General features: G+C 64.1%; 13 protein-coding genes. 8 read left to right on the top strand and 5 right to left on the bottom strand.

Features of this window, described 5'->3' with window-relative positions; translation table 11 throughout:
* Nucleotides 1-72: 72 nt before the first annotated feature.
* From lpxC to ACSBOB_RS14485, 7 genes are all read left to right on the top strand, one after another.
* The gene (lpxC, locus tag ACSBOB_RS14455; protein ID WP_442583081.1) at nt 73-1,023 is read left to right on the top strand and encodes a UDP-3-O-acyl-N-acetylglucosamine deacetylase; all 951 of its coding nucleotides are present in this window, start codon (nt 73-75) and stop codon (nt 1,021-1,023) included.
* A 237-nt stretch (nt 1,024-1,260) separates the two neighbouring features.
* Nucleotides 1,261-2,067 (top strand): outer membrane protein assembly factor BamD, encoded by an 807-nt coding sequence (locus tag ACSBOB_RS14460; protein ID WP_442583733.1) that lies wholly within the window; start codon nt 1,261-1,263, stop codon nt 2,065-2,067.
* Between the two features lie 164 nt (nt 2,068-2,231).
* Complete coding sequence (gene recN, locus ACSBOB_RS14465; RefSeq protein ID WP_442583082.1) at nt 2,232-3,902, top strand: DNA repair protein RecN; 1,671 nt, start codon at nt 2,232-2,234, stop codon at nt 3,900-3,902.
* A gap of 81 nt (nt 3,903-3,983) precedes the next feature.
* Complete coding sequence (gene ligA, locus ACSBOB_RS14470) at nt 3,984-6,203, top strand: NAD-dependent DNA ligase LigA (protein WP_442583083.1); 2,220 nt, start codon at nt 3,984-3,986, stop codon at nt 6,201-6,203.
* 136 nt (nt 6,204-6,339) lie between these two features.
* The gene (locus ACSBOB_RS14475) at nt 6,340-7,065 is read left to right on the top strand and encodes an AzlC family ABC transporter permease (RefSeq protein WP_442583084.1); all 726 of its coding nucleotides are present in this window, start codon (nt 6,340-6,342) and stop codon (nt 7,063-7,065) included.
* Nucleotides 7,062-7,358: an AzlD family protein gene (locus ACSBOB_RS14480; RefSeq protein WP_442583085.1), complete on the top strand. Its 297-nt coding sequence runs from the start codon at nt 7,062-7,064 to the stop codon at nt 7,356-7,358. Before ACSBOB_RS14475 ends, ACSBOB_RS14480 begins: the two co-directional genes overlap by 4 nt.
* A 12-nt stretch (nt 7,359-7,370) precedes the next feature.
* A complete protein-coding gene (locus ACSBOB_RS14485) occupies nt 7,371-7,838 on the top strand; it encodes a hypothetical protein (protein WP_442583086.1) in 468 nt (155 codons plus the stop codon).
* Here the strand turns inward: ACSBOB_RS14485 and ACSBOB_RS14490 are convergent.
* From ACSBOB_RS14490 to ACSBOB_RS14500, 3 genes are read right to left on the bottom strand one after another with little or no spacing between them, the layout of a single operon-like run.
* Complete coding sequence (locus ACSBOB_RS14490) at nt 7,751-8,110, bottom strand: hypothetical protein (protein WP_442583087.1); 360 nt, start codon at nt 8,108-8,110, stop codon at nt 7,751-7,753. The genes ACSBOB_RS14485 and ACSBOB_RS14490 overlap by 88 nt on opposite strands.
* Nucleotides 8,107-8,646 (bottom strand): DUF6036 family nucleotidyltransferase, encoded by a 540-nt coding sequence (locus ACSBOB_RS14495; protein WP_442583088.1) that lies wholly within the window; start codon nt 8,644-8,646, stop codon nt 8,107-8,109. The genes ACSBOB_RS14490 and ACSBOB_RS14495 overlap by 4 nt, the downstream gene beginning before the upstream one ends.
* 40 nt (nt 8,647-8,686) lie before the next feature.
* Nucleotides 8,687-10,528: an aminopeptidase P family protein gene (locus ACSBOB_RS14500; protein ID WP_442583089.1), complete on the bottom strand. Its 1,842-nt coding sequence runs from the start codon at nt 10,526-10,528 to the stop codon at nt 8,687-8,689.
* A 214-nt stretch (nt 10,529-10,742) separates the two neighbouring features.
* On the opposite strand from ACSBOB_RS14500, the gene ACSBOB_RS14505 reads away from it, so the two are divergent.
* Nucleotides 10,743-10,919, top strand: a complete 177-nt coding sequence (locus ACSBOB_RS14505; RefSeq protein WP_442583090.1) for a hypothetical protein — start codon at nt 10,743-10,745, stop codon at nt 10,917-10,919.
* A gap of 47 nt (nt 10,920-10,966) precedes the next feature.
* Here ACSBOB_RS14505 and ACSBOB_RS14510 read toward each other — a convergent pair whose 3' ends face one another.
* Nucleotides 10,967-11,839, bottom strand: coding sequence for a 50S ribosomal protein L11 methyltransferase (locus ACSBOB_RS14510; RefSeq protein ID WP_442583091.1), 873 nt, complete (start codon nt 11,837-11,839; stop codon nt 10,967-10,969).
* 13 nt (nt 11,840-11,852) lie between these two features.
* The gene (locus ACSBOB_RS14515; RefSeq protein ID WP_442583734.1) at nt 11,853-12,431 is read right to left on the bottom strand and encodes an SCO family protein; all 579 of its coding nucleotides are present in this window, start codon (nt 12,429-12,431) and stop codon (nt 11,853-11,855) included.
* Nucleotides 12,432-12,615: the final 184 nt, after the last annotated feature.

Genomic DNA, 12,615 nt, shown 5'->3' on the forward strand with positions numbered 1-12,615 from the left:
GCCGCTTCTGTCGAGACAGTGACGAGCCGCGGGGAGTTGGGATGGAGCCGCGGCCTTGGCAATGAAGCGCATATGGGGATAAATTTGCACGACTATCAGACCACAGTGAAATCGTGCGCGACCTTGTCCGGCATCGGCGTTCATAGCGGCAAGCCTGTTACGATCCGTTTCAATCCTGCAGACCCCGATACTGGTGTGGTCTTCGTGTACAGTGGCGAGCATGGCGCGGGCCGCCAGTTGCCGGCGCTGGTCTCGGAAGTCGGCGCGACTGCCCTTTGCACCGTGCTCGGCGAGCCCGCCGGATTCCATGTCGCGACGGTCGAGCATGTGATGGCTGCCTTGCTCGGGCTTGGCATCGACAATGTGCTCATCGAGATCGACGGCAACGAAGTGCCCGTCATGGACGGCAGCGCCGGGATGTTCGTCGAGGCCATCGACCAGGCCGGCATCGAGACGCTGGACGTCAAGCGCCGCTACATCCGCGTCGTCAAGCCGGTGCGTATCGAGAGCGGTGCTTCGTGGGCGGAGTTTCGGCCGTATCGCGGTACGCGCTTCGAGGTAGAGATCGATTTCGACAGTCCTGCGATCGGGCGCCAGGCGTTTGCCGCCGATGTTGACCCGGTTTCCTTCCGCCGCGATCTCGCCCGTGCCCGCACTTTCGGCTTCATGCGCGACGTCGAGCGGCTGTGGGCTGCAGGGTATGCGCTCGGCTCGTCGCTCGAGAATTCGATCGTGATCGGCGACGACAACCATGTGATCAATATGGAAGGGTTGCGCTACGCTGACGAGTTCGTGCGCCACAAGACGCTGGATGCGATGGGCGACCTCGCGCTTGCCGGTGCGCGCTTCATCGGCTGCTTCAAGTCGTTCCGCGGCGGGCACCGGCTGAACGCCGCGGCGCTCCGGCACCTGTTGTCCGATCCGACGGCGTTCGAGATCGTCGAGACGAATCGCCGTTCGCGGGGACGCGGCGCGGAAATGACCGCCGTCAACGCGCCGGTCTACGCTCCTTGGGTTCTCTGACCGGGGCGGCATTTGTTCCCACTTTCGTCGCCTTGAGCGTCGATGGGGAGCCCGGTTTACGGGCACGGCCACAAAAAAGCGCCATTGCGGCCTGATAGCGTTGCCGTGGCGAGCCGTTCTGGTTTATGGCTGCTCGCCTTCGCTTGCGTCGACGCCACGAGGGGCAGAATCAAAAATATGTCGTTTCACGGTGCACTAGACAATCGGGGGATTCGACGGGCCTTGCTGGCCGTCGCGATGATCGGCATTCCCCTGACCCTCTCGGCCTGCCAGTCGGATGACGACATCGATCTCTCCACCTATGTGGAACAGACGGAGCCGGCGGATGTGCTCTACAATCAGGCGCTTGCCAATATGAATGCCGGCCGGCTCACCGAGGCCAGCCGCAAGTTCGACGCGATCGACCGCCAGCACCCGTACTCGGAATATGCCCGCAAATCGATGGTGATGGGCGCATTCGCCAATTACCGCCAGGGCAAGTACGAAGAAGCGATCAATTCGGCCAAGCGTTACGTTTCGCTCTACCCGAACACTCCCGACGCGGCCTATGCGCAGTATATCATCGGGCTATCCTATTTCCGCCAGATCCGCGACGTGACGCAGGACCAGAAGGAAGCGCGGCGCACCATCGAGGCGATGGAAGAGCTGGTGCAGCGCTGGCCCGAATCGGAATACGTCGACGACGCGCGCACGAAGATTCGCTTTGCCCGCGACCAACTCGCCGGCAAGGAAATGCAGACCGGCCGCTACTATCTCGAGCGGCGCGAATACATTGCCTCGATCAAGCGCTTCCGCTACGTCGTCGAGAATTATTCCAACACGCGCCATATCGAGGAGGCGCTGGCCCGCCTGACCGAGGCGTATATGGCCATGGGCCTGACGTCCGAAGCGCAGACGGCGGCGGCGGTGCTCGGGCAGAACTATCCCGACAGCCAGTGGTACAAGGATTCCTACAAGCTGCTGCAATCGGGCGGGCTTGAGCCGCGCGAGAATCAGGGTTCGTGGATATCGAAGGCGGGCACGCTGATCACCGGCGGTGCCTGATTCTTGCTGCGGCTGGACCTGCGCCGCCGGCCGCAGGGTTTCATCGTGCATATTGCCTGGCTGTGTTGCGCGGGTCGCCTAAAATCCCGAAATCATGGTATTGGCGGCTCGCAGGTCGTGACAGTCTGCGTTGCGATGCCGATTCCTGAATTCCAAGGGTTGTGATGCTGGCGCGTCTTTCGATCCGCGATATCGTCCTGATCGAGAGGCTGGATATCGATTTTACGGCCGGCCTCTCCGTGCTGACCGGCGAGACCGGTGCCGGCAAGTCGATCCTGCTGGACGCGCTGTCGCTGGCGCTCGGGGCGCGCGGCGACGCCTCGCTGGTCCGCCATGGCGCGGCGCAAGGGCAGGTGACGGCGGTGTTCGACGTGCCGCGCAACCACCCGGCGCGCAGCATCCTTTCCGACAATGCCTTCGAGGACGACGGCGACATCATCCTGCGGCGCGTGCAGACGGCCGACGGGCGGACTCGCGTCTTCGTCAACGACCAGCCGTCCAGCGTGACGCTGATGCGCGATATCGGCCGGGCGCTGGTGGAAATCCATGGCCAGCACGACGAGCGGGCGCTGGTCGATCCGGGTGCGCATCGCGACCTGCTCGACTCCTTCGGCGGTCATGTCGGCGAGGCGAGGACGGTGGCTGCCGCCTGGCGGCGCTGGCGGGATGCCGAGCAGGAACTGGCCCGCCACAAGGCAAGGGTCGACGCGGCGGCGCGCGAGGCGGATTTCTTGCGTTCCTCGGTGGCCGAGCTTTCCAAGCTCGATCCGCAGCCCGGCGAGGAAACGGATCTTGCCGAGATGCGCGCGTCGATGATGCGTGTGGAAAAGATCGCTTCCGAGATCAAGGATGCGCAGGACGTGCTGTCCGGGGCGAACTCGCCGCTGCCGCAACTGGCCAGCCTGCTGAGGAGGTTGCAACGCAAGGCGCAGGATGTGCCGGGCCTGCTCGACGATGTGGTCAAGTCGCTGGACGAGGCGCTGATTTCGCTCGATGCCGCGCAGTCAGGCGTGGATGCCGCGCTGCGAGCGACCGAATATGACCCCGAGCGACTGGAGCGGGCCGAGGAGCGGCTGTTCGCGCTGCGGGCCATGGCCAGGAAACACAATGTGCAGGTCGACGATCTGGCGCAACTGCGCGACGCCATGGTGGCCGATCTCGCCGACCTCGATGCCGGCGAGGAGCGGCTGCGCGGGCTGGACGGGATGGCGAGCATGGCGCGCGCCGCCTACGACAAGGATGCGGCACATCTTTCCGACCTGCGCAAGTCGGCGGCCGCCGGCCTGGAAGCGGCCGTCATGGCCGAACTGCCGGCGCTCAGGCTGGAACGGGCGGCGTTCATCGTCGAACTGACGTCGGAGGCTGACAACCGCGCGGAGGAGGGCATCGACCAGGTCGAGTACTGGGTGCGGACCAACCCCGGCACGCGGCCGGGGCCGATGATGAAGGTGGCCTCGGGTGGCGAGCTTTCGCGGTTCCTGCTGGCGCTGAAGGTTGCGCTGGCCGACCGGGGCTCGGCGCCGACGCTGGTGTTCGACGAGATCGATTCGGGTGTCGGCGGCGCAGTGGCCGATGCGATCGGCCAGCGGCTGGCGCGGTTGGCTAAGCGTGTGCAGGTGCTGACCGTCACCCATGCGCCGCAGGTCGCGGCGCGCGCCGAGACGCATTTCCTCATCTCCAAATCGGGGACGGAACGGGTGTCGACCACCGTCGCCGAGATCGACCGGCCGTCGCGGCAGGAGGAGATCGCGCGCATGCTCGCCGGCGAGACGATCACCGAGGAGGCACGGGCGGCGGCCGCGAGGCTGCTGGGCGCGACGTCGCCTGTCAGTTGAAGCATTGGCAGCGGTTTACTTTTATCGGGATTTTGCCGAAGAGTTTTTGGCGTTTGCGTCCCGAAAAAGAAGAATGTCCCCATGGCCGCCCCTCAAATTCCCGTCGAAGAACTCACCCAAGAGCAGGCCGCTGGCGAACTCGCCAGACTGGCTGGTGAGATTGCGGAACACGACCGGCGCTATCACCAGGAAGACGCGCCGACCATTTCGGACGCGGACTATGATGCGCTGAGGCGGCGGAACGCGGCGATCGAAGAACGATTTCCCGATCTGATCCGGGAGGATAGCCCGACCGGTACGGTCGGCGCTCCGCCGGCGGAGGGGTTTGCCAAGGTGCGGCACGCCGTGCCGATGCTCAGCCTCGCCAAGGCTTATACCGACGAGGACGTGGTCGATTTTCTGGAGCGCGCGAAACGCTTCTTCGAACGCGACAAGGATTTCGACATCGCGTTCACAGCCGAGCCGAAGATCGATGGGCTGTCGGCCTCGCTACGCTATGAGAAGGGGGTGTTCGTCCAGGGCGCGACGCGCGGCGACGGCACTGTCGGCGAGGACATCACCGCCAATTTGAAGAGCATTGCCGACATACCGCACAGGCTGAAAGGCTCGGGCTGGCCGGAGACGATCGAGATTCGCGGCGAGGTCTATATGACCTATGCGGAGTTCGAGGCGTTGAAGGAGCGCTCGGCGGCGGCCGGCGGGCAGGACTACGTCAACCCGCGCAACACGGCGGCGGGGTCGCTCCGCCAGAAGGATGCGTCGGTAACAGCCAGCCGCAACCTGAAATTCTTCGCCTATGCATGGGGCTACACGACCGAGGACCCTGCGCCGACGCAGTTCGAGTCGGTGCAGAAATTTGCCGATTGGGGTTTTCAGATCAGCCCGCTGATGGTGCGCGCCAAATCGGTCGAGGAACTGATCGCGCACTACAGACTGATCGAGGCGCAGCGCTCGTCGCTTGGTTATGACATCGACGGTGTCGTCTATAAGGTCGACCAGCTCGAGTTGCAGCGCCGCTGGGGCTTCATCAGCGGCGAGCCGCGCTGGGCGATCGCGCATAAATTCCCGGCCGAGCAGGCGACCACCGTGCTCCGCCAGATCGACATTCAGGTGGGCCGCACGGGCACGCTGGCGCCGGTGGGGCGGCTCGACCCGGTGACCGTCGGCGGCGTCACCGTCGTCAACGTCACGCTCCACAATGAGGATTACATCGCCGGGATCGACAGCAACGGATTGCCCATCCGCGGCGACGAACCGATCGATATCCGCATCGGCGACACCGTCGTAATCCAGCGGGCAGGGGACGTCATTCCGCAGATCGTTAGGGTCGTGCTGGAAAAGCGTCCCGCCGATGCCGTACCTTACGAGTTCCGGCACACCTGCCCGGTCTGCGGCTCGCCCGCCACGCGCGAGGTCAACGAGAAGACCGGCAAGGAGGATTCGCGTCGGCGCTGCACAGGCGAATTGATCTGTCCGGCACAGGCGATGGAGAGGTTGCGTCACTTCGTGTCGCGCGGTGCGATGGATATCGAGGGGCTGGGCGCGGAGAATATCGACCTCTTCTTCAGTGCCGGGCTGATCAAGACCGCCGCCGACATCTTTGTGCTGAAGGACCGCCGCGCGGAAGTACAGCAGGCGCTGTTCGAGCGGCGCGAGGCGCAGGCCCGTGAGCGCGAGGCCGCCAAGGGCACAACGCGCAAGAAGGTGCTGTCGGCCGAGGAGCGCACTTACGAGAGCCTCGACAAGCTGTTCGCCGCGATCGATGCACGGCGGGAGCCGGAACTCGACCGCTTTATCTTCGCGCTTGGCATTCGCCATATTGGCGACACCACGGCGGCGCTGCTGGCGAAGACCTTTTCGACGGTGGAGGAATTCATCCGCGTCGGCAAGGAGACTGCCGCTGCGGAAGACCCGCATACTGTGTTTCCCTCCGTCAACGGCATCGGCGACACGGTGATCGGCGCGCTCATCGATTTCTTCGGCAACGAGCGCAACGACGACGTGCTGGACAAGCTGCTCGATCAGGTCCGCCCAAAACCCTACGTGGTCAACGTCTCGGCCGGCAGCCCGGTGGCCGGCAAGACCGTCGTCTTCACCGGGTCGCTGGAGAAGATGTCACGGTCGGAGGCAAAGGCGATGGCGGAGAGGCTTGGCGCCAAGGTTGCCGGCTCGGTCTCGGCCAAGACGGATCTCGTCGTGGCCGGACCTGGCGCGGGATCGAAGCTCAAGCAAGCGACGGAACTCGGCATCGAGGTGATTGACGAGGACAAGTGGCTGGAGCGGGTAGCGCAGGCGCGATGAATCTTGTCGGTTCTCTGAATGGCGTATGGTTACCGCAGCCAAAGCAAGGTTCACCATCCCTGATTGTTTGGCTCAAGCGAATTCGTGTGACAGGACAGGGGTGCTGACATAGCTATCCCGGTTTCCGGGGAATGTCATGGCCACCGAATCCGTCGTTATGCGACCAGCAGAGAGCACGTTCTGGCAGGGTGTGCGGCTCGGCCTCCCCGTGGTCGTCGCCTCGGCGCCCTTTGCCGTCCTGTTCGGCGCCATCGCGGTGGACAACGGCTTCACCGTCGCCGAGGCGATCCTGATGAGCGCGCTGATCTATGGCGGGGCCAGCCAGATGGTCGGCATCGAACTGTTCGGACAGAACATCGCGCCGTGGTTGGTGGTGGCGTCGATCTTCGCGGTGAATTTCCGGCATGTGCTCTATTCAGCCTCCATCGGCCGACGGCTGGCGCACTGGCCGCTCTGGCAGCAGGCGGTTGGCTATTTCGTGCTGACCGACCCGCAATTCGCCGAGGCCGAACGGAAAGCCGAAAGCGGCGAGAAGGTCGGCTTCGTCTGGTACATGGGCATGGGCCTGGCGATCTATGTCTGCTGGGTCATCGAAAGCGGGCTGGGCGCGGTGTTCGGCAAGCTGATCCCGGATACCCATGCCATCGGCATCGATTTCCTTCTGCCGATCTATTTTCTCGGCCTGGTCATGAGTTTTCGCAAGCGGCCGCTGTGGCTGCCGGTTGTGCTGGTCAGTGGCGTGGTCTCGCTCATCGCCTACAAGACCATCGGGTCGCCCTGGCATGTGTCGGTGGGGGCGGCGGCCGGCATTATCCTCGGTGCGGTCGTCGCGCCGAATGCCGCGAAGAGGTCCGCGCCGTGAGCAACATCGCCTGGATCGTCCTGTGGGGCGCGGCGCTGACCTATCTGACGCGCATTGGCGGGCATCTCATCCTGTCGCGTTTCGAGACGGTGCATCCGCGCATCGAGGCGGCGTTGAACGTCGTTCCCGCTGCGGTGCTGACCACGCTGGTCGCGCCGGCGCTGCTGACGGCAGGGCCGGCCGAGTTCGTTGCGCTGGTAGTAACGGCGATCGTGTCGTTGCGCTACGGCATGCTGGCGCTGTTCCTCGCCGGCGGGGCGACGCTGATTTTGCTGCGGCAGGTGATTGGATAGAAGGAGGCGGCGATGAGCGGGGAAACCAAAATCCTGCGCAAATGGACCGGCGTCGACCGCACTGCGGACGAGCAGGTCTATGTCGACTACATCAAGGCGACCGGGCTTGAGGACTACAAATCGACGCCGGGCAATCTTGGCTTCCAGATGGTGTTGCGCGCGCGTGGTGACGGCACCAGCGAAGTGACGACGCTGAGTTGGTGGACCTCGCTCGAAGCCATCAAGGCATTCGCCGGCGACGATCCTGAGGTGGCGCGCCATTATCCGAGGACGACAAGTTCCTGGTCGAGCGTCCGAAAAACGTCGACCACTATCGCATCGTGGCGGGTAGTGGGCCTGGGTGGGCGCAGGCCAATGGCATTTGAGATGGAGCGGCGCTGCGGTGCCGCGTTTCATGCGGGCTGTGAAGGATGCGTGCGTGTCGCGGGGCCTTCGGCGCGAGCACGCGGTTTGGCCGCCCGGTCGGTTGGGTCCAGGTAAGCGATTTGATGCTTCTCGAGCGCTTTTCGGATGCTATCCGGCGTAACGCCCGTCAGCCCTTTCAGGTGCCATGAAGACACGCCGTTGCGCAGGAGGATGAAGCGCGACGGATCGGTCTGTGCCAGACGCACATCGGCATCCGCCTGGGCAATTTCGGCGATCTTGATCAGCAGTTCCCAGTCTCTCGCCGCCATCACCCTGAAGACCCTCTTTTCGATCAGGGCGGCCTCTGCCTCTACGCGCAAGGTGCGGATGCTGCGGCGCGCGGTCATCGGTCCTGGTCCCGGTCGATGTCGAGGAAAATGAGGTTCGCGGTGGCTTCTTCCCGATTTCGGCGTTGAGGGATCAGGCTGATGGCGTTCTCAATGTCGTCTCGCGAAATGTCGGTATGCTCCATCCACCAGGCAACATCTTCCAGGTCGCTTTCCGTGGCGCGCGCGAGTTTGGTCGCGACGATCAAAGCGGGCGGCGGCATGGCAACGCTGAGGTTACCGTAGGTCCCAAGCTGCATGGTCTGGAACGTAGGAGGGTACATCGTGATGCCTGGCCGCAGTATCTGCAGATAGATGTCCTCCGCGCCGATTTCGCCACGTGGATCGTAGCGCAGACCTGCAGCTTCCACAGCCTGTCTCATGTCACCCGGATCGAAGTCCGACATCGGATACCATATATCGATATCGGGCGTCTGGCGATCATCCTGCCCCGAAAGCATGCTTGCCGTGCTTCCAACAATGACGATTGTAGACGGTCGGCGCAGACGATCGCCAATTGCGATCAGTAGTTGTTCAATTTTCGCCCGGTCGATCATCTTCGAGTCCGGCCCATCCTGACTTGATCTCGACGGACCCTTAATGCGGCAGGTGGGGAAGAGGCGCCGCCGCTTTGTCCAGCCAGGCCAGGTTCTCGCCGTCCAGCATCGGACCGATCTCCGCCAGCACACGCGCGTGGTAGGCGTCCAGCCACTGCAACTCGTCCTTGTTGAGCAGTTCCGGCTGAAGCATGCGCCGGTCGAACGGCGCAAGCGTCAGCGTCTCGAAGCCGTGCATGGCGATGTCGCCGCCGGGAATTGTCGCCTCGGGCGTGACGACGATAAGGTTCTCAAGCCGGATGCCGTAGTGGCCTTCCTTGTAATAGCCCGGCTCGTTGGAGAGGATCATGCCGGGCAGCAGCTTTTGCGTGCCTGTCTTGGCGATGCGCTGCGGCCCCTCATGCACGGAAAGATAGGAGCCGACGCCGTGACCGGTGCCGTGCGCGAAATCCAGCCCGTGCTGCCAGAGCGCCGCGCGGGCGAAGGCGTCGATGTCGCAGCCGCGCGTGCCGGGCGGATAGCGCAGCATGGAGATGCGGATCATGCCTTTCAGCACAAGCGTGTAGCGCTCGCGCATCTCTTCGGTCGGCGTGCCGACGGGAACGGTGCGGGTGATGTCGGTGGTGCCGTCCTGGTACTGGCCGCCGGAATCGATCAGGAAAAGTTCGCCGTCGCCAAGCACGCGGTTGGTGGCGCGCGAGACGCGGTAATGCATGATTGCGCCGTTCGCACCCGAGCCGGAGATGGTCGAGAAGGAGACGTCGCGCAGCGGCATCTGCGTTTCCTCACCGACGGTGCGGCGGAAACCTTCCAGTTGCTCGACGGTCCTGATCTCGTCGATCGAGCCTGGCTGCTGGCGGTCGAGCCAGGCCAGCATCTTCACCATCGCGGCTCCGTCGCGGCGATGTGCGGCCCGCGAACCGGCGAGTTCGGCTGCGTTCTTGGTGGCGCGCGGGATGCGCGCCGGGTCCGCCGCCTCGACAACCGTGCCGCCATTGTCGGCGACGAGCAACCGCAACTGTTCAGCCGCTAGCACCGGATCGAGAGCGACGCGGGCGCCGGCCCTGGCAAGCGCCACGAGGTCGGCCTCCAGCGCAGAGGGCGGGCTGATGTCGGCAAGCTGTGTCAGATAGGCTCTCGGCTCGATCGGCAGCTTGCGCTTGTCGATGAAAATCCGGTGCGCGCCATCGGCGGCGAGGATGGCGAAACCGAGCGCCAGCGGCGTGTGCGGCACGTCGTTGCCGCGGATGTTGAAGGCCCAGGCCAGAGAGGAGGGGTCGGTGAGCACGGCATGGGTCGCCCCGTCGGCGGCGATTGCCGCTGCCAGCCGTGCCAGCTTTTCCTTGGCGAGCTCGCCGGCAAGGGCGTTGGGATGGATCTCAACGGGCTTGAGCGGCGCGTCGGGCTGGTCGGGCCACAATTCGTCGATCGGGTTCTTCTCCACGGCGACCAGTTCAGCGCCCTTGCCCTCCAAGGCGGAGCGCAGGGCCTTCACCTCGGAGATGGTGTGCAGCCAAGGGTCGAAGCCGAGGCGAAGCCCCTTGCCGGCGTTCTCCTTCAGCCAGTCCGGCGGTGGGTTGGCGATCAGGCTTTCGATGGAAAACACTGCCGGATCGACCTGCTGGCGCGCCTGCAAAGTGTAGCGGCCGTCGACGAACAGCACGGCGCGGCTGCCGAGCACGATGACCACGCCGGCTGAGCCGGTGAAGCCGGTCAGCCATTTCAGTCGCTCCGAACGCTCGGCGACGTATTCGCCCTGATGCTCGTCGGAGCGCGGCACGATGAAGCCGTCGAGGCTTTTGGCGACCAGCCACTCGCGCAGTTGCGCCACGCGGCCGGCACCCAGCGTCGGATCACTTTCCTCGTCGAAGGTCTGGAACATGGCCTGCGGTTTCCCCAGCGGATTCGAATGCGTGACCGTATCTTCAGGCACCCATTGTGGCAACGCGGGCGCGATGGTCCAGCACCGCCTGCCGACTGGTGTATGCAATTGTAGATGGCACCCATGCCGAATTCGCACTTGGGTAAAAGGTCAGCAGAACTTACCTTTCTTCCGTGGAGGACATGACTGCGAATCCTGAACAAGGAAAACGCCTATGACCACGAAAACCAGTTTTTTCAGATCCGCCTTCGATGCTTTCATGCAGGCGCGTGAAAAGCAGGCGGAACGCTATGTCGCTTCGGCCCTGCTCGGCTTCGACGACGAGACTCTGAGGTCGCACGGCTACAGCCGCTCCGAACTGCGGAAGCGCGCGGGCGCGTATTATCTGTAACGATCAGCGGCAAGTGGGCGTCACGAGCCCGCCAGGCCTGGGACCCTTCAGCGCTTGAGGTGCAGCGTCACCCAGCCCTCGCGGTGCAAGGTGCGCACATGCCGGAAGCGCTGGCCGCAATAGGCCGCAACAACTGCATCGCGTTGGCGTTCCAATATGCCTGAGAGGATCAGCGATCCGCCCCAGGTGACATGCCGCGCCATCTGTGGCGCAAGCTGCATCAGCGGCCGTGCCAGGATGTTGGCGACGATCAGGTTGAACGGCCCGGCGAGGCCGAAGACCGGATGATGGAAGCCCGGCGCGGTGGCGGTGCGCACCAGCGCGGGAACGCCGTTCAGCTTTACATTCTCGGCGGCCACCCGAACGGCGACGGGATCGATGTCGGTGGCAAGCACCGGGATATGCGCCATCTTTGCGACGGCGATCGCCAGCACGGCGCTGCCGGTGCCGAGGTCGAGCGCATTTTTCGGACGCTCGCGCCGGACGACCATCTCGATCATTTCCAGGCAGCCGGCCGTCGTGCCGTGATGACCGGTGCCGAAGGCCATGCCGGCCTCGATCTCGATGGCGAGGTCGCCGATACGGCGGCGGTGGCGGTCATGCCCGCCATGGACGAAGAAGCGGCCCGCGCGGACTGGTTTCAGCCCTTCGAGCGAACGCGCAACCCAATCGATATCCGGCAGGTCCTCGCGCGAAAGGCTTTCCGGCCGTCCGTGATCGCGCAGAACGCCAGCCATCCGGCGTTCGGCATCGGACGGGTCACCGTCGACGTAAAGCGATATTTCCTCAAGGTGCTTGGCCTCGTCGAACTCGATCATGGCAAGCGGCAGGCCATCTTCCTCGAACTCGGCTTCAAGCGCCGGAAAGAGTTTTAGGCACGCCGTCTTGTCGGCGACGAAGAAAAACCGGGTCTGGCCCATCAGGTTTGTCGCCTCAGCCTTCGGCAATCAGTCGCTTGAGTTTTGCAAGCGCCGTGTCGGGATCCTCGCCATAGGAGATCGTGCCGAAGATGCCGCCTTCGCGGTTGAGCAGCAGGACGGAGGCGGTGTGGTCCATCGTATAGTCGCCGCCATCCAGCGGCACTTTTCGCGCGTAGATGCCGAAGGCTTTTGCCATGGCGGCGACCTTTTCCGGGTCGCCGGTTATGCCGGTGATGCGGTCGGAGACATTGCCGACATAGGTGTCCATCGTCTCCGGCGTGTCGCGCTCGGGGTCGATCGAGACGAAATAGGCGCGGACGTCACGGCCGTCGTCGCCGAGCTTCTTCAGCCAGCTGTCCATTTCGACCAGCGTGGTCGGGCAGACTTCCGGGCAATGGGTGAAGCCGAAGAACACCGCCGACGGATGGCCGCGGAACGCCGCTTCGGAAATTTCGGCGCCCTTCTGGTCGAGCAGCGTGAACGGCGCGCCATAGGCGTCGCTGCTGTTCATCTGCCGATACCAGTCGAACGTCAGCCAACCGACGCCGGCAGCCATGACGACGAGGATACCGACGAGAACAAATCGCATCATCTTCGATTGCATGGCGGTCTCAGGTTCTGGGCAAGAGGGAATGTGTAGCCGATGGCGACGAGGTTGTCAGAAGCACCAGGACATGCCGGACTGGATCATTGCCATGAAGATATCGGACCCTTGAGCTGCCCAGGCCGCGAACGTCGCTCCGGTCGTGGCCGCAAATGCCGTCGCTGCCGCGATA

This window comes from Mesorhizobium sp. KACC 23794 (assembly GCF_052180275.1).
Lineage (GTDB): Bacteria > Pseudomonadota > Alphaproteobacteria > Rhizobiales > Rhizobiaceae > Kumtagia.